The 15,960-nt window shown below is 52.6% G+C and carries 16 protein-coding genes and 2 pseudogenes; 3 read left to right on the top strand and 15 right to left on the bottom strand.

What is annotated here, in order from left to right:
* Positions 1-105 precede the first annotated feature (105 nt).
* Positions 106-327 carry a hypothetical protein gene (locus BM485_10615; GenBank protein ID OKY75038.1) on the top strand — a complete coding sequence of 74 codons (222 nt, stop codon included), beginning with the start codon at positions 106-108 and terminating at the stop codon, positions 325-327.
* Positions 328-535: 208 nt separating this feature from the next.
* On the opposite strand, the gene BM485_10610 is transcribed toward BM485_10615, so the two are convergent.
* The 5 genes and pseudogenes from BM485_10610 to BM485_10590 form a co-directional block, all read right to left on the bottom strand.
* Entirely contained in the window at positions 536-1,159 is a 624-nt protein-coding gene (locus BM485_10610) for an IS630 family transposase (GenBank protein OKY75037.1), read from the bottom strand.
* A gap of 35 nt (positions 1,160-1,194) precedes the next feature.
* A pseudogene (locus tag BM485_10605) lies at positions 1,195-1,530 on the bottom strand (IS630 family transposase).
* Between the two features lie 311 nt (positions 1,531-1,841).
* Positions 1,842-2,924 carry an IS91 family transposase gene (locus tag BM485_10600; protein OKY75036.1) on the bottom strand — a complete coding sequence of 361 codons (1,083 nt, stop codon included), beginning with the start codon at positions 2,922-2,924 and terminating at the stop codon, positions 1,842-1,844.
* Positions 2,924-3,094 carry a hypothetical protein gene (locus BM485_10595; protein ID OKY75035.1) on the bottom strand — a complete coding sequence of 57 codons (171 nt, stop codon included), beginning with the start codon at positions 3,092-3,094 and terminating at the stop codon, positions 2,924-2,926. The genes BM485_10600 and BM485_10595 overlap by 1 nt, the downstream gene beginning before the upstream one ends.
* Positions 3,075-3,836: a recombinase gene (locus BM485_10590; GenBank protein ID OKY75034.1), complete on the bottom strand. Its 762-nt coding sequence runs from the start codon at positions 3,834-3,836 to the stop codon at positions 3,075-3,077. The genes BM485_10595 and BM485_10590 overlap by 20 nt, the downstream gene beginning before the upstream one ends.
* Before the next feature lie 379 nt (positions 3,837-4,215).
* Here BM485_10590 and BM485_10585 point away from each other — a divergent pair, with 379 nt between their 5' ends.
* Positions 4,216-4,857 (top strand): hypothetical protein, encoded by a 642-nt coding sequence (locus tag BM485_10585; GenBank protein OKY75033.1) that lies wholly within the window; start codon positions 4,216-4,218, stop codon positions 4,855-4,857.
* 116 nt (positions 4,858-4,973) lie between these two features.
* Positions 4,974-5,573, top strand: a complete 600-nt coding sequence (locus BM485_10580) for a hypothetical protein (protein OKY75032.1) — start codon at positions 4,974-4,976, stop codon at positions 5,571-5,573.
* A 12-nt stretch (positions 5,574-5,585) separates the two neighbouring features.
* Here BM485_10580 and BM485_10575 read toward each other — a convergent pair whose 3' ends face one another.
* The 10 genes and pseudogenes from BM485_10575 to BM485_10530 form a co-directional block, all read right to left on the bottom strand.
* Positions 5,586-6,086, bottom strand: coding sequence for a hypothetical protein (locus BM485_10575; GenBank protein ID OKY75031.1), 501 nt, complete (start codon positions 6,084-6,086; stop codon positions 5,586-5,588).
* Positions 6,087-6,245: 159 nt separating this feature from the next.
* A complete protein-coding gene (locus BM485_10570; protein ID OKY75030.1) occupies positions 6,246-7,751 on the bottom strand; it encodes a hypothetical protein in 1,506 nt (501 codons plus the stop codon).
* A 70-nt stretch (positions 7,752-7,821) separates the two neighbouring features.
* On the bottom strand, positions 7,822-9,342 hold the full coding sequence (locus BM485_10565; GenBank protein ID OKY75039.1) for a hypothetical protein: 1,521 nt from the start codon (positions 9,340-9,342) through the stop codon (positions 7,822-7,824).
* A gap of 189 nt (positions 9,343-9,531) precedes the next feature.
* Positions 9,532-10,119, bottom strand: a pseudogene (locus tag BM485_10560) (hypothetical protein).
* 648 nt (positions 10,120-10,767) lie between these two features.
* A complete protein-coding gene (locus BM485_10555) occupies positions 10,768-11,637 on the bottom strand; it encodes a hypothetical protein (protein OKY75029.1) in 870 nt (289 codons plus the stop codon).
* A 74-nt stretch (positions 11,638-11,711) separates the two neighbouring features.
* On the bottom strand, positions 11,712-12,848 hold the full coding sequence (locus BM485_10550) for a D-alanyl-D-alanine carboxypeptidase (GenBank protein ID OKY75028.1): 1,137 nt from the start codon (positions 12,846-12,848) through the stop codon (positions 11,712-11,714).
* A 255-nt stretch (positions 12,849-13,103) separates the two neighbouring features.
* A complete protein-coding gene (locus tag BM485_10545; protein OKY75027.1) occupies positions 13,104-13,505 on the bottom strand; it encodes a hypothetical protein in 402 nt (133 codons plus the stop codon).
* Positions 13,506-13,660: 155 nt separating this feature from the next.
* The gene (locus BM485_10540; protein OKY75026.1) at positions 13,661-13,936 is read right to left on the bottom strand and encodes a hypothetical protein; all 276 of its coding nucleotides are present in this window, start codon (positions 13,934-13,936) and stop codon (positions 13,661-13,663) included.
* A gap of 7 nt (positions 13,937-13,943) precedes the next feature.
* Positions 13,944-14,189 (bottom strand): hypothetical protein, encoded by a 246-nt coding sequence (locus tag BM485_10535; protein OKY75025.1) that lies wholly within the window; start codon positions 14,187-14,189, stop codon positions 13,944-13,946.
* 48 nt (positions 14,190-14,237) lie between these two features.
* A complete protein-coding gene (locus BM485_10530; protein OKY75024.1) occupies positions 14,238-15,614 on the bottom strand; it encodes a transposase in 1,377 nt (458 codons plus the stop codon).
* Positions 15,615-15,960 lie beyond the last annotated feature (346 nt).

Genomic DNA, 15,960 nt, shown 5'->3' with positions numbered 1-15,960 from the left:
AGTTTAGAACAGATGATGCGCGAATAAAACTAAAACGGCTTTATCCGAAACTTTAACATATACAATGTACTAGGTGAGCTGGGTACAAACAGTGGAGGTGTAATTATGAAGAAACATAATTATCACCACCTAGTCCGAGAGTCGATTAAGACTGGTTCAGCCGTCGCGAAGCTGCTCTATTATGGGCTAAAGGTGGTTGAAATAGTAATGAAACTTTCGGACTTGGTTTCATTCTACTTGATAATACCGAGAAACATGCATGCCTCCCCTCTCTTACCCTCTATGGATAGAAAAATACGAACTGAAGCCAGACCTGTGGATTTTTAAACCCTCGAAAGAGTCTGTGAAGCTTGGGAAAGAGGTCAAAGCGGCAATAGAAAAGAAATGGTCGCCACCTTGTTATTATTTTCACTTGCTGCCTGGAGGTCATGTGGCAGCCCTGTATACTCACAAACCGAATCGTTTCTTCACACATCTTGATATTTCAAAATTCTTTAATTCGATTAATAGAAGCAGGGTGACGCGTAGTGTCTCGTCAACTATTAAGTGTCGGGTAGAGACGTGCCAGCTTTATCCGTGCATCCTTGGCGGTAAACTGCCAATTTACTTTAGCGTCTCTATTGTTTCGCGTTTCTTGCCATGCCCGCACTTCTTTCCTGACGACCTCGATATCGTCAATCCTTCTGTCCAGACATTGGCCAGTGAGCACGTTCAACTCTATTTCTGCCATATTCAGCCAGCTCCCGTGTTTCGGGGTATAAACAAATTCAAAGCGATCCCATAATGCTTTTGCCTTTTCCGGCGCGAACGTTTCATACAGGGAGCCGGGTTCGTGCGTATTCAAATTGTCCATCACCAGCGTTATTTTTTCAGCATTGTTGTATTGGCTGGCAATCTCTTCCAGGAAAAGCGCCCAGTCCGGTTTGGTTTTCCTTTCGGTGATTGTCACCATGCGCTTTCCCGCCAGCGGCTCGCAAGCAAGAAAAATATTGCATACACCCCGGCGGCAGTATTCATAATCGTGCCTTGCCGGCTGACCGGGTGATGCTGGAATTGGGCACCTTGTCTCCCCGATCAACTGCTTTGGAGATTCGTCCATACAGACAACAGGATGGAGAGGATCAAGTGGCCGCCTGTAAACATCCAGCACCTTTTCCATGTTTGCGACAAAACTGCCATTGTGTTCCGGTGGAATCACCCATCCTTTTTGCCGCCAAGGCTTGAGTTCGTTTTTTTTAAAATGCGCCGAACAGCCTCATGGGAGATATTCTCAATATAATTGAGCTCGACTGCTTTGTCCGCCAGCAACCGCAAAGACCACCTGGAAAAACCTTCTGGCGGACTACTGCAGCTCAGTGCAACCAAATGCGCCTCAAAATCCCCGTCTGCTTTTTTGATGTAAACACGATCTCCTTTCCTCTTCTCAAGGGCAAAATCAAACCCTTCTTCGACGAACCGTTTCTTGACCCTGTCAATTTTTCTCATGCTTATGTTCAGGACGCGGGCAATCTCTTCGTTGGTTGAACGGTTAGTTTGAAATTCGCCAACGAACAAGGTTAGATTGTGCAAGCGCAGCGAGCCACAATCTGAACCGGTGGTTGGACAAGCCCGGTGGACGTATATAGAAAAGAGCTTTTGGGTTCCGGAGGGATCGGATCAGGCGAAGGAAGACGGGAGTGGCCCCCGCAATGTTCTTTGAAAAGGATTTTGGTGCTGTATCATGCTGCTTTACGCTGATTTCCGGCGTTTTTCGGGCGCAGGAGTCCCGTCCCGGTGCAATCCGGCTTGTGTCCTCGGCAAGTTCACGGCTTTCGTTTACATACCCGATGCCTCCGGCTCGTCTATTGCCGTAACGGAGCGGCCATGGCCGGTGGCCGGGCGATCATTGTCGCGGCGATCACCATGGCGGCCCCGCAGGCCGGGCAGATGATAGCCGGCCGTTGCTTCAGGTTGCGGACAAGGGCGCGCCATGGCGCGACCCGCAGCACCAGCTGCAGGAAGCGGAGCAGCTTTTTGCTGCATGCATGGAGAAAACCATACGACCTTGCCCGTCGAAACCCTCGGGGCAGCACATGGAGCATAAGCAGGTAGAGGAAGTACTCGCCCTTGACGGTTCGGGTCCGGTCTTCTCCGCTTTTGGCATGGCGATACCGGAAGGTGACCATGCCGTCCCGGCAGTGCAGGATGTCTTTTTCCCGGATAACACCCCGGTACAGATAACGGCCAAGATAGATAAGGGCCTTCTCGCCGTTGCCCGCGTCCTTGCAGTCAACCACCCACTGATCGGGGCAATCATGGGGAACCGGCAGCTTGTTTTCGACCAGGGTCTGGAGCAGCTTCGCCCGAAAGACCTTGGCCATGGCCTTGTGGCTGAAGAGATATTTCCCGGATTTTTCCTTCCACAGCCCGGTTTGCGGGTTGATGCTTGCTCCGGGCATGACAACGTGGATGTGCGGATGATAGTCCAGGGTTCTGGAATGGGTGTGGAGGATGGCGGTGAATCCCGCTGATCCGCCGAGTTTTTTGTCGTTATTGGTGAAGGATTTCAGGAGGTCCTGTACTGCCCTGAACATCAGGGCGTAAACGGTTTTCTGGTGTTTCCACGCCAGATCCCGCATCTGCCCGGGCAGCGTGAAGGTGATCAGGTAGTATTGACACGGCAGTCGTTTGTCAAGCTGGCTTTCCAGCCACTGCCGGCTCTCATGGTTCTGGCAATGGGGGCAGTTTCTGTGGCCGCAGGAATGGGGAATATAGATCCGTTCGCCGCACCGGTGGTCCGAACAACGGGCCAGCATGTGCGGTCCATGCTCGTATCTGCATCGGGCCATGGACTCCAGAGCCTTGATGTGGCCTGACAGGAGATTTTTGTTGTAGGTGCGGAAGAAGCTGTCCCTGAACTTGTTGATGATCGTGGAGAGCAGCATTATTTACGCCCTCCCCATCTGATGTCCAGGGAGTTGACCAGGGAATTGACGGCCAGTCTCGCATTGTTGGCCGTGGTGGAGGTCAGGTGGGTGTATCTGGCGGTGGTCAGGATGCTGACATGGCCAAGGATCTGCTGCAGCTCAAGCAGATCAACCCCGGCCTCCAGCATGTGGGTGGCATAGCTGTGACGCAGGGAGTGGCATGAGATTTTTTTTTATGCCGAGTTGCCGGACAACGGTCTGCATGGTGGTTTGAATGCCGCCCCTGTCCAGGGGCAAATCAACCAGGTGGGCATTTTTCAGACCTCTTTTCCTGCTGGGGAAGAGGAACCGGGGATGCTTGTGCATGGCCCAGAACTCCCGCAGCACCCGCAAGGTCTTGTCTGGCAGCGGCACCAGCCGGTCCTTGTTACCCTTGGCATCACGAATATGGACCCGCATGTTGCCTGCGTCGATGTCGCCGACTGTGAGTCGAATGCCTTCGCCAAGGCGCAGGCCCATGCTGTAGCAGGTAAAAAAGAAGACCTTGTAGCTCAAGGTTTTGGTTGCGGCAAATAGTTGCTCCGTCTGCTCGACGGACAGGATGTCAGGGATTCTGGATGTCTTGGGAGGCTTGATCAGGGGGATATCTTCCCAGGGTTTGTTCAGTACCCCGGAATAGAAGAACTTCAGGCCGTAGAGGTCGAGCTTGACCGCGCTCCAGGAATGCGTGTCCAGGAGTTCCGTGAAATAGTCGAGCAACTGGCCGGAGTTGAGGTTGTCAATCCTGCAATCGAAATAGTTGCCGATACGCCGGATCGCCCTGGCGTAGGCGTCGATGGTCTTGGGCTGCAGACCGCCCAGTTTGAGGCATTTCAGGTGTTTCTGATACTGCTTGTTGAAGAGGGAATCTTGTGGCATGGTGGTGTTCATTGTAACCTCCTTGGTAATAGTTGATGCGGCGGCCTCGCCTTTGCTCCGCCACTCTCTACTTATTACCGTATGCCGTGAGATTACAACATGTTAATGATGGATAAACAAGCTCGCTCGTGACTCGTCTGCCGCGTAGCGGCTTCGTCCAACGATCATTTTCAGCAAGCTGAAAGCCCTCGGCGCGCAAGAAATCAATAATATCTTCCTTGATGCCAATGCCTTTCAACTTGAAAACGAGGTCGACGGCAGGGAAAACAGCCTGAATCCCTATGACGCGGCAAACAGCGCCCTGGCGGCAAATTTCAACACCCTGCACCTGAAAAAATCAAAAAACGGCGCTGTTGTCGCGGCCGAGGCGCAGACACCAACGCTGCCCATCATGAAACGGCTGGGAAAAAAACTTCCGCCGGGCACGCACCGGATAAACCTGACCAACAATACGGAAGACATCCTCATCCATACCGGGGAGCTCTTCCGGGCAATGCAGAAAAAGCAGGGACTGGCAGGCAACGGCATTATCGCCGCCAAAAGCGTGCCGGCAGCGGTCAAACTGCTTTATCGCCATCCCTCGAACCGCAGCCTGGAACAGGTCATAAGCGGCCTGATGCTCTATTCCAACAATTTTGTCGCCAACCAGCTCTATCTTGCCTGCGGTGTTGCCCGCGAAGGCTACCCGGCAACCTGGGGCAAAAGCCGGTCCGCCTTTAATCGTTTCCTTAACGGCCTCGGATTCACGGAAACCGACATCGTCATGGTGGAGGGCTCGGGACTTTCCCGCCGCAACCTGCTGACCCCGGCCGCCATGCTGAAAATCCTCCGCGCCTTTGAGCCCTATAGCCGTCTTTTGCCGGACAAAGAGGGCATCCTGCTCAAATCAGGCACCCTGACCGGGGTTTACTGCTACGCCGGTTTTTTTTCCGCCGGAACAATCAGGAAACCCTTTGTCATCATGCTGAACCAGCCCAAAAATCAGCGGGATGACGTGCTTAAACTGCTTGAAAAAATCGCCCTGCAACCGTAAAGTTGAATAATCGGCAACGATTTTCACTTATCCAGCAGAAAAAAGGGTCAGTCTTGCAGGTGACCGCGCCGGGGAACCGGCACGCTGCAAGACCGGACACGGGGAGAAAGACAAGAATGGGAAACCGGACCGAGCGTGATTTTTTACTCACCGAGGAACAGGGCGGCATTCTCGTCAGGCTTGCCCGCCTGACCATTGCCCTGCAACTTGGCATCAAGGCTGACGCGGATGAGCAAAATAAGATCGAGGAAAAACTCTCGGAAAAAATTTTCCTGCGGCAGCGGGCCACTTTCGTCACCCTGCACAAAGCAGGCGAGCTGCGCGGCTGCATGGGAACCCTTTCCGCCTATGAAAGTCTTGCCGACAGCATCCGGCATAACGCCGTCAATGCCGCCTTCAACGACCCCCGGTTTCCTCCCGTGAAGAGCGATGAGTTCAGCAAGGTGGATATCGAAATCAGCATCCTGACCGATGCCGAACCCCTTGTCCATGAAAATGGTGACGAGCTCATTGCCCGGCTCCGTCCAGGCATTGACGGCGTCATCCTCCAGCACGGATCAGCCGGGGCGACCTTTCTGCCCCAGGTCTGGGATCAGCTTCCCCGGACCGAGGATTTTCTCGGCCGCCTCTGCCTCAAGGCCGGGCTGCGAGCCGACACATGGAAAACGGGAAAACTTACGGTCCAGACCTATCAGGTCCAGCATTTCAGCGAATGATACCGCGGCAATTCATTCAATGATCATCAACTGCCGACCCGGGGCCACCACGTCATTTTCCTTGACGGAAATCTCCTTGACCCGTCCTATTGCCTGGGATTTCAACTCATTTTCCATTTTCATCGCCTCAAGCACGATTAGCCCTTCGCCGTCCCGCACCATGTCCCCCACCGCCATCTGAATGCGGACGATACGACCGGCCATGGGTGCGCGGATAATCTGCCTGGTCCCCGCGGTCGAACCTTGCGTTGCATCTTCGACACGCCTGGAGCGGGGATCAAAAAAATCAACCGGATATGGTCTGCCGTGAACGATCACCTCATAACGATCATCCTGACGGCAGACAAACAAGTCATGGGCCTGATCATTGACGAAAACCGAATAAAAACCTCCGGAAACAGCAGCAAAATCAACAAGATAAAGTCGTCCGTCCACGGAAATGCTCATTTTTCCCGAACCTTTCTCATATTCAACCCGATATGTGCTGTTTTCGACCCTGACGCGGTGTTCCATTTTATTCAGCCGCCTGCCTCACATGTTGCCGAAGAACCAACGAAATATACAAAAAATGTGACACGTTGCAAAAATACGGCAGGGGCTTCCGACAAATGAGCCGCCGGCAAGTTGATACCCCGCCCGGCCGCATCGAAGACCATCCACTCCCCGCCCCCCTTAAAAGCGGGTTGACCAGAACTGATACTTGCCGGCCATCCGCCACATGCCGCTCTCGGGCAAGGATGAACTCCCGTCCATTTGCCTGCCGCCGGAAGAAGCCAGGCTGTCGCAGATCGCCCCGATAATTGCCAGATCATGGTCCTGATGAGATCCTTCCGCTTTGTCGACGAAATAATCATCCAGAAAACGGGTGTCCATCTCGCCGCGAATGAAATGTTCATCGGTCAGCACATGTCGATGCAGCTCAAGATTGGTTTTTACCCCGCAAAAAACACTTTCGCCCAGGGCGCGCAGCATCCTGAGCCGGGCCTCTTCCCTTGTCCTGCCCCAGACGGAGATTTTGGCAATCATGGGGTCGTAATGGAGCGACACCTCCCATCCTTCATAGACGCCGCTGTCCACCCGTACCCCGGGGCCTTCCGGCAGCACCACCTTTTGCAGCCGACCCGGCGCCGGCATGTAGTTATTGCGCGGATCTTCCGCATAAATACGGCATTCAACGGCAGCCCCGCGCCTCACCACCTCCGCCTGGCCGATACTGAGGGGCAGCCCGGCAGCAGCGCGCAGCTGCTCTCTGACCACATCGGTTCCGGTCACAAGCTCCGTCACCGAATGTTCCACCTGAATGCGGGTATTCATTTCCAGGAAATAAAAGTTTTTCCCTTCGTCGACGAGAAACTCCACCGTGCCGGCGCCGGTATACCCCACTGCCCGGACGGCCCGCACCGCGGCGGCGGTCAACCTCGCGCGCAGCTCGTCATCGACAAAAACGGACGGGCATTCTTCAATGACCTTCTGATAACGGCGCTGGATGGAACATTCCCGCTCAAAGAGATGCACGACATTGCCGTAGGCATCGGCCAGAATCTGCACCTCGATATGACGGGATACGGGAAAATATTTTTCCGCCAGAATGCGGGTATCGGCAAACGCCCCATGCGCCTCACGCCGCACGGCATGAAATGCGTCCCGCAGTTCTTCCGGCTGCCGGACGATCCGCATCCCTTTCCCGCCTCCCCCTGCCGCCGCCTTCAGCATAACGGGATATCCGATTTCCCGGCACACGGCAAACACCTCGTCAACATTCTCCAGCTCTCGGGTCGTTCCCGGTATCACCGGCACGCCATGGGCAATCATGGTCCTGCGCGCCACGGTCTTATTGCCCATCTGCTCGATCACATCCGGTTCAGGCCCGATAAAGACAAGGCCCGCGTCCCGGCATTTGCAGGCAAAATCCCGGTTTTCCGACAAAAAACCGTAACCCGGATGTACGGCCTGGGCCTTGGTTTTCCGGCAGACGGCAAGAATCGCCTCACTGTCCAGATAGCTTTCAATGGCAGGAGGAGGACCAACGCAATAGGCCTCGTCGGCATAACGCACATGCAGGGCTTTTCGGTCAGCCTCGGAAAAAACGGCCACCGTGGCAATACCCATCTCCCGGCAGGTGCGCATGATCCGTACCGCGATTTCTCCACGATTTGCTATAAGGATTTTCGTAAACATGGGTGCAATCGTTCCTGATGGAAGCATGAATTTTCGCCCGTTCGACTGCATGGTTTACGCTGGTGCCCACTCATGCCATTTCCCCATTTCCGCCCAGGGCAGCCCTGACCTTGTCGGCCAGATCCTTGGCCGAAAAAGGTTTCTGGATGAAATGAAAGCCTTTGTCGAGCACGCCCCGGTGGGCGATGACGTCAGCGGTATATCCGGACATAAACAAACACCTGATCCCCGGACAAAGGGACGTTACCTTTTCGGCCAGTTCCCGGCCATTCATCTCCGGCATTACCACATCAGTGAGCAGCAGGGATATCTCGTTTGCATGCGCCTCGGCCAGGCACAGTGCGGCGGAAGATTTTGTTGACGTCAAAACCCTGTAGTTGAGATTGATGAGGATTCGCTCGACCAGTTCGAGGATCGCGATATCGTCCTCGACAACCAGCACTGTTTCTCCGTTCCCCTTTGCGGGTAACTCGTCGCCCTGTTTACGTTTTTCGGCGATTTTCCCGACATGACCGGGCAGATAAATCTTGAAGGTGGTGCCTTCTCCCGGTTCACTGTAAACGTTGACAAACCCGTTGTTCTGCTTCACGATGCCGTAGACCGTTGCCAATCCCAGGCCGGTGCCTTGACCTGCGCCTTTGGTGGTGAAAAACGGCTCGAATATCTTCTCCACAATCTGATGATCCATGCCGCAGCCGTCGTCACTTACGGACAGCAACACGAAATCACCGGGCACAAACCCCGCATGTTCGGAACAATATGCCTCATCAAAGGTCACCATGCCCGTTTCTATGGTGATTTTCCCCACATCGTCGATGGCGTCACGGGCATTGACGCACAGGTTGGCAAGGATCTGATCGAGTTGCGAAGGGTCCATCAAAACCGGCCACAGGCTGTTTCCCGGCCTCCAGACCAGCTCGATGTCTTCCCTGATGAGCCGCCGCAGAACCGTCAACAGGCTTTCCACCGTAAGATTCAGATCGAGCACCACCGGCACAATTGTCTCTTTGCGGGCAAAGGCCAGCAGTTGCCGGGTAATGTCCCTGGAACGTATGGCCGCGGCGTAGATTTGCGTCAGGTCTTCATGCAGCGGGTCTTCTGTTCCGACCCTGTTCAGGGCCAGTTCCGTGTAGCCGATGATAACGCTGAGGATATTGTTGTAATCATGGGCCACCCCGCCGGCCAGTCGCCCCACGGCCTCCATCTTCTGGGCCTGACGGTATTGCTCCGCCACTTTACGATGCTCGGTGATATCGTGGATAATCGAATGGAGCAACGCCTTCCTTTTAATGTCAATTCTGCCGCTGAACACCTCAACGTCTTTGATGGCGCCGTCAGCCAGCCGATGGCGAAACTCGAAGTGAATGCGTTGTTCGGATTTGGCCTTTGCCATTTCCGCTTCGATTTGCTCGGCCGAAAGGATGTTGATGTCCTGGATTCGCATCCGTCGCAGCTCGGCAATCGACCAGCCGTAAAATATACTTGCCGCTTCATTGGCTTCAACAATGTTGCCGTTATCCGGATCGATAATAAGTTTAACGGCCGGATGGTTCTGAAAAAGGCAGCGAAACTTCTCTTCGCTTTCGCGCAACGTCTCATTGGCCTGGACCAGATCCCTTGTCCTTTTCCCGACCTGCACCCGAAGCAGAAGAATCAGCGCGAACGCAACGGCAAGCGCCCCGACCGTGCCGCCGATAAGCCACACAAGATACCGCGGCGCAACAACCTTTGCCGGCCTTTCCATCCAACGCGCCAGCTCCTTGTAATAGACAGAGCCGGTTTCTGATTTCATTGCCCGCAAATTGCGATCAATAGCTGCCAACAGATCAGTGTTGGCGCCTTGTGCGGTTGCGAAGTACAAGAAAACCGGGTTGAAAACGATCGCCGTCCTTTCCAGCCCGTACTCCTGATAATAATAATTTCCGAAAAAATGGTTGGCAACAACCGCATCGACCGCGCCTTTGGCGGCAAGGTCAAAGGCTTCTTCGTAGGAATCAGCCTCAATAATGGAAATTTTCAGACCATGCCCCTTTATCATTTGCCCTAAGACGGTTTGCTGAATCGAATCTTTCAGCAGGGCGACACGACGTCCGTCCAAGTCGAACCAGTTCCTGGCCGGCTTTGTGCTGGTGACATAAACCTGCGACCAGCTTTCAAGAACCTTCTCGTGATGAAAATCAAATTGCCTGTCCCGTTCCGGAGAAAATGCCATATCAGGCATCAAGTCGATGCGGCCTGTTTCAAGTTGGGCAAGGCAATCGGACCATTCACAGGGCACATAGGTCACCTGCCAATTCTCCCGGCGCGCAACCTCATCGAGAATGCCGACGAAAATACCTGAGGCCCGCCCATTTTCTCCTGTAAAAATTTTTGGTTTGTTTTCGTACAAACTGACACGAATCTCGCGAAGGGGCGGACGGTTACCACCTTGACCGCCATTGCTTTCCTCAATGGCCGCCATCTCTATTTGCGGGGAGATTGCTTCTTGATCGTGCGGAATTTCAGCAGCAAAGGCAGGATGAATAAAAACAAGGAGGAACAGCGCGAGCGCGGCAACAAAAGATTTCAGCAAGAACAAGAAAACGTTGTTTCTGATAACCATACCATACTCGCTGATATCGCCCAAAACGGGTTTATCCAATGGATAAAGGCAAAGAAAAAGGGAATTCCCCAGTTTTTTCAACCATACCGACCGACAGAGGATTTCATTCGGTTTATTTCAATATGTTCGCAAGGAGTGAAACAACATGGCGTCGTGGGTGGAATAAGTTTACGGCCTGTCGCAGCCTGTAAAAATAATATCATCGCGGAACAGGGAAGTAAAAATAAATTAAGACAAAATCAGCCTTTCCTTATCACGCGCCGCTCCCTTTCCGCCCGCGTTGACAAACCATTGCCCGATTCATACAATTTTTTCTTAAAGAGAAAGTCTGCCTCTTTCCGCACAAAAAACTCAGCATCTGCCGAAGTTGATCATTTTCTCAACACCGTTTCAGCGGTGCCGGAAGAACAGCCATCAAAAACCCTGCCGGAAACTGCAACGTCGGCAAAGTGCTTCCACCAGCCTGCGCCGGGAAAAGCCGTCATACAATGCCGTGGCCCTGGAGCCGGACAGGATTTCCCCGAAAGATTGATCATGGATGTTGCCCAGGCGGATGTCAGCTTCGGCATCCAGGCAGCACGGCACGACGGTCCCGTCCACCAGAATGGCCACATGGTCGCGCAAACCTCGGCAGAACCCTTCGGAACTCAGTTCCGGAGCCGGGGCGTGCGGCCAGGTGAAACGCGGGTTCTGACTCAAAAAAACTTTCGGGGCCAAAGAAATGCCTTGGCCGGGAGTCAGGGCATCGGCAAGTTTTACCGGCAAGGCAAAAAAGTCTTCAATTTTTCTCAAAATCGCTTTGTTCTGCAGAGAGGTTGTGGAGCTGTCCGGGCCGTGTAAATTCCACAGCCGCAGGCTGATATAAGGTGAGCCGGCGGTGCCTGCCCGGCTGATGAAGGTGAAAATGCCGTCCAGGTAATCCGAGAGATCATCCCCTGTTTTCACCGCAGTGACGCTGTGCAGCGAGATATTGACCTGACGCAGGGCCGGACTGTCCAACAGAAGTGCCTGACGTTGGGGCAAGAGGGTGCCGTTGGTGGTCAGGTTAACCGCCAGACCGTGCCTCCGGCAGTCCGCGAGCAGCCGGTCAAGGTCCGGGTGCAGCAAAGGCTCCCCCAGCACATGCAGGGCAAGATAGCCCGTGAAGGGTTTGACCTGTTCAACAATCCCGGCAAAGGCGGCAGCACTCATCCAGGCCTTGGGCCGTTTACTTTGATGACAGAAACTGCAGGCGAGATTACAGCGATTTGTAATCTCAATGTAAATTTTTTTAAATTTTCTCACGAAACCCGAGGAAAAAAGAACGCCCTTGCAACACGAGACCTTGACGGCATGCCCCCACGCAGAACCATCGCGGATCAGTCCCGTTTTTTGTGTTTGGAACTTGCGGTATCAGGACGTTTTTTTCTCACAACCCGGGCGCCAACCAAACAAACGAGCAAAAGCAGAAAACCGCTTCCCATGCCCATAAAAAATTTGTTCCAGTCGCTGCCGCTTTCCTTTGCCGAAGGCGGAATCACCGCTTCCGGCTGGGCAGCGGTTTCAACTCCTGTCGGTGCGGCAGGGGCAGGCGGCACCGAATTGTCGATGGGAGCGGCAACGGTCTGCTGTGGTTGCGCGACGGCGGGATTTGGAGCTGACGGGGCCCGTTCCGCTTGCGGCGGGACGAGACTGAAACCCTTGCCCAGTAATTCCGCTGCCTTGGCATCGCGCACCTTGCGATCTTTGCTGCCCATGACCAGTGTAATAATCCGCACCCCGCCTTTCTCGGCAGTGGCGGCAATGGAAAATCCGGCCGCTTCGTAATAACCTGTTTTGAAACCATCACAACCGGGAACCCGGGTCAACAGTTTATTGTGGTTATGCATAATGAATTTATCTTCGCGAAACCCCTTGGTCCGGGTGCCGGTGTACTTCAAGGCTTCGGGCCGTTTCGCCAGCTCACGGCAGAGAATGGCGAGATCGCGGGCAGTGGTGACATCGGGTTGTTGCCCATCGGAAGGCGGCAGGCCATGCACGGAGTGAAAACGAGAATTTTTCATCCCCAATTCCTGCGCCTTCTGATTCATCAAGGCGACAAACCCTTCCTTGGAACCGGCGATATGACCGGCCAGGGCAACCGCTGCGTCATTGGCTGACTGGACCATCAAGGCGTAGATGAGGTCTTCCACCGAAAATTGTTCCTTGGGATCAAGATAGACCTGAGACCCGCCGATTTTGGCGGCTTCCGGAGTCACTTGCACCATTTCGTCCAGCTTCAGCGCCCCCTGCTCGATACGATCGAGGATAACATAGAGATCCATCAATTTGAGAACACTGGCCGGATAAACCGGGGCATCGGCATTTTCCTCAAACAGTGTTTTTCCACTGTCCGCATCAATCACCAGGGCCGAAACATACGGATCCGCGGAAAGAACATTCAAGGGAGTGCGGGCCGCCATGGCAACGGGCGCGGACAAAATCAGGAGAAGGAAACAAAGGGCAAGACGTTTCATATTTTTTTCACAATGTTGTTATCAATAATATTTTTTGCGAAGTTTGATCCTTTTTCAAAGAAATCAAACGAAATGGAATCGGGGCGGGAAAACGGAGAACAACCTACCGGAAGTAAAAGAAATTATCAACAAGATATGTCAACGGACCCGAAAAGCTTTGTGCAATTGGGACCAGGTTTATCCGCAAAATTCTTAAAACCCGAGGTCTGTCCCCCGTTCAATTCAAACAAAAACAGCAGCCAGGCGGCAGCCGGTTTATTTTGTTGTTTGCGAATACCAGTATGATGCAAAAATTCCATAGATAAAATTAAGGCCCACGACGACAAACGGCATCAGGTTGCCGAAACCAAGTCCGAACATCCCCTTCCCCATCGAAGGAAGAACCATAAAAAGCATCATTGCAGAGGGGGCGAGGCTGGCAACCATTCCTCGCAGAACAAGACGATTTTTCATGACAGGGAGGAGAAGAAGAAGCATCCATATCCCGCCCCAAACCATGCGCTCGTATGCCCATGGCGCGGTAAACTCAGGCTTCATGGTAATGCCGATGATGTCGGATATACCGACCTTCCCCATTGCCCATATATTAAAACTGTCCAGGAGACCACCCAAAGCCCCGCCGGCAAAAGCTCCGCTTACATGACGAATTAATTTCATTTAGTTACACATTAAAGAAAGAACTCAATTTTGATTATGTTTTGCATGGCATACATGGCCCGGCCTGCCGCGGAGTCGATCTTGCGTTTCATCTTCTCGATGCATGTGTCCTTGGCCTTTTCCGTTTTCTAAGCCGCTGGTTAGCGCAATTTCTTTTATAAATCGAGGAGTTTCGCGGCATGAATGACTCTCAAAATGTAAACAGAATCGCCGCTTACTTTATAAATAACACGATATTTATTGTGAACGATTTGCCTGTAATTTGTATCAAAAAAAACATTTTCTGAAATCAAGGCAAAACGCTCTGGCATCGTGTCGAGACTGTAGATTTTCTCCTCTAATTCGAGTATGAAATTTTTTGCATTTTTTATGTCATCTTCTGCTATATAAAAAAAGATATGCTCCAGGTCTTTTTGGGCAATCAACGACATGTTGACTTTATATTTCCTTGCCACGTTTAAACCCCTGGAAAAATTCTTCAGCTTCAGTGAACCTCCCTTCCTTGACAGCCATTCCCGTTATGGGCATCGCTACCCTTTTGGATGATAAAATTTCGCGACGTTTGTGTAAAAAGAGCCATGATGAGTCGCCGTTTTTCGATGATCGGTTCAGTTTAGCCGTTTTATGCTGATTTCCGGCCATTTTTTTTAGTTTTTGGACGTACCAGTCCAGCCGCCTTGCCAACCATGGCTTGACACGGCCCGCTCCTTGACAATCTACTGCTATCCGTCGTTACGTTGCGCATGCCTCTTTCAATTCTCTCCGCTCGAATCCATGGGCTATGGACCGCAGGATGGTCTCCATGGAATCAACCCGGTAGTTGTGGAAAAAACCGCGGACAGTCTCCCACAGGTATCTTTTTGATTCCGCCTTGGCCCATGCCTCCTGGAAGAGCCAGCAACTCATCTGCTGAATCTGGTCGAGCAGGAAGGCCAGCATCATCAGGATGGCGAAAACAGCGCTGAGATTCTTTTCGCCAAGGCCATAGTTGTGACCGAGATTATAACCCTGGTTTTTCAAGGTATTAAAGGTCTCATTTTCGATTTTCCAGCGGGCTCGGCCGCCACGCATGATAGCAACAACATTTTCCCTGGTGATGGGAAGATCGGTTACCCAGCTGAATTTGGTGGTTTTGCCATGTTTATCAACCTGCCAATATTCCAGGAAATTGACCAGCAGATCCTGGTTTGACTGGTTGAGCGGTGCCTGATTGATGAAGCGGAAATAATGGATCTTTTCTGGTTCATCCGGATCTGTGTATTGAAATTCCGTCGCCTTGCCCAGCTCAACCGCTTCGTCCATGCGGTTGAAGAGAAACTGATGATCGCCCGGTTTGGCGCCCAGAATGTAACGCAGATCAAGCCGTGTCAGGTCCCGGATATGCGGGCCATTACTGCTCAGCCCGTCTTCCACCACGATCACCTTCAGGTGCGGATGCTCCCGGCGAAATTCTTCGAAGAATCGACCAGCGGCATTTCGCTCGCTGTCGTTCTTCTTTGCTCCGTCCTTTCTGGTGATCATTTCCGGAAAGACGGGAATGACCTCCCTGTGGTCCGGGTGCACAAAGGCGGCGGCAAACATCTGCTGGTAATACAGGATGCTGCCGTTATTGTTTTTCTTGCCCATGCAGTAATCGGATGACACCTTCTCCGAGGAGTAGAAGCCGGTGCCGTCACCGCTGAGCAGGTAATGGCCATCCAGAAAGGCCATCTTTTCAAAATCCTTGCCGCGTTGCAGCTGCCGGAACGCGCTGCGAAAAGGGGCACGCAGCGAGGAGAGATCCAGTGGGTCGAGAATGTCTCTCATCTGGCTGTCGCAGGGAATATCGGCAATGCCCCAGATGGTATGGAGATTTTCCGGCTCTTCGCGCCGCCGCTTGTCAAAGGCAAGCAGAGAGGGATCTTTCAGCTGGAACATGGCAAGAGCTGACATCAAGGCATCACCAAGTGATATTTTTGCATTGCCGGCACGATGGTCGGGGATTTTCTGAAAATCCTCGCGCATCAGTTGGATCAGGGCGTCGGCATTAAGATGTTTTCTCACGGTTCTTTTGGATTTGGCGGCCAGTTTTCTGACGGCTTCGATACGGTAAATTTTGCGCGGCTTCATGGCGATCTCCTATGTAATTTATTGATATCACATAGAAAAATCGCGACCACCCCTTCAGTGGGTTGTCAATAACAAAATGCGCCGTAGTTTAAAAAATTTCTTTGTTATTTTAAATAGTTATACATGCATACCCCGCCGCCAATGTCAGAAAAGACACCTGTCGGCACCAAAAATGTTTACGAAGGTCTATTTTAGAAATAATCATAAAATCAGATAGTTACATGGCGATCGGGAATTGCTGCTTCCTTGATATCTTCTTCTGCTGGTGCCAACAGCTTCAACAGATTGAATGCATTTATTATTTTTTCATATTCCTTGGCGTCAACCAAGACAGCCTCAGCTTTGC

It is taken from the genome of Desulfobulbaceae bacterium DB1, from assembly GCA_001914235.1.
Taxonomy (GTDB): domain Bacteria; phylum Desulfobacterota; class Desulfobulbia; order Desulfobulbales; family SURF-16; genus DB1.
This window is presented reverse-complemented; position numbering and strand designations above follow the sequence as displayed.

Bases quoted from the DNA above. Each gene is read 5' to 3' on its own strand.
- BM485_10615 (OKY75038.1), top strand. From the start codon at position 106: ATGAAGAAACATAATTATCACCACCTAGTCCGAGAGTCGATTAAGACT.
- BM485_10610 (OKY75037.1), bottom strand. From the start codon at position 1,159: ATGGAAAAGGTGCTGGATGTTTACAGGCGGCCACTTGATCCTCTCCAT.
- BM485_10600 (OKY75036.1), bottom strand. From the start codon at position 2,924: ATGCTGCTCTCCACGATCATCAACAAGTTCAGGGACAGCTTCTTCCGC.
- BM485_10595 (OKY75035.1), bottom strand. From the start codon at position 3,094: ATGCTGGAGGCCGGGGTTGATCTGCTTGAGCTGCAGCAGATCCTTGGC.
- BM485_10590 (OKY75034.1), bottom strand. From the start codon at position 3,836: ATGAACACCACCATGCCACAAGATTCCCTCTTCAACAAGCAGTATCAG.
- BM485_10585 (OKY75033.1), top strand. From the start codon at position 4,216: ATGAAACGGCTGGGAAAAAAACTTCCGCCGGGCACGCACCGGATAAAC.
- BM485_10580 (OKY75032.1), top strand. From the start codon at position 4,974: ATGGGAAACCGGACCGAGCGTGATTTTTTACTCACCGAGGAACAGGGC.
- BM485_10575 (OKY75031.1), bottom strand. From the start codon at position 6,086: ATGGAACACCGCGTCAGGGTCGAAAACAGCACATATCGGGTTGAATAT.
- BM485_10570 (OKY75030.1), bottom strand. From the start codon at position 7,751: ATGTTTACGAAAATCCTTATAGCAAATCGTGGAGAAATCGCGGTACGG.
- BM485_10550 (OKY75028.1), bottom strand. From the start codon at position 12,848: ATGAAACGTCTTGCCCTTTGTTTCCTTCTCCTGATTTTGTCCGCGCCC.
- BM485_10545 (OKY75027.1), bottom strand. From the start codon at position 13,505: ATGAAATTAATTCGTCATGTAAGCGGAGCTTTTGCCGGCGGGGCTTTG.
- BM485_10540 (OKY75026.1), bottom strand. From the start codon at position 13,936: ATGTCGTTGATTGCCCAAAAAGACCTGGAGCATATCTTTTTTTATATA.
- BM485_10530 (OKY75024.1), bottom strand. From the start codon at position 15,614: ATGAAGCCGCGCAAAATTTACCGTATCGAAGCCGTCAGAAAACTGGCC.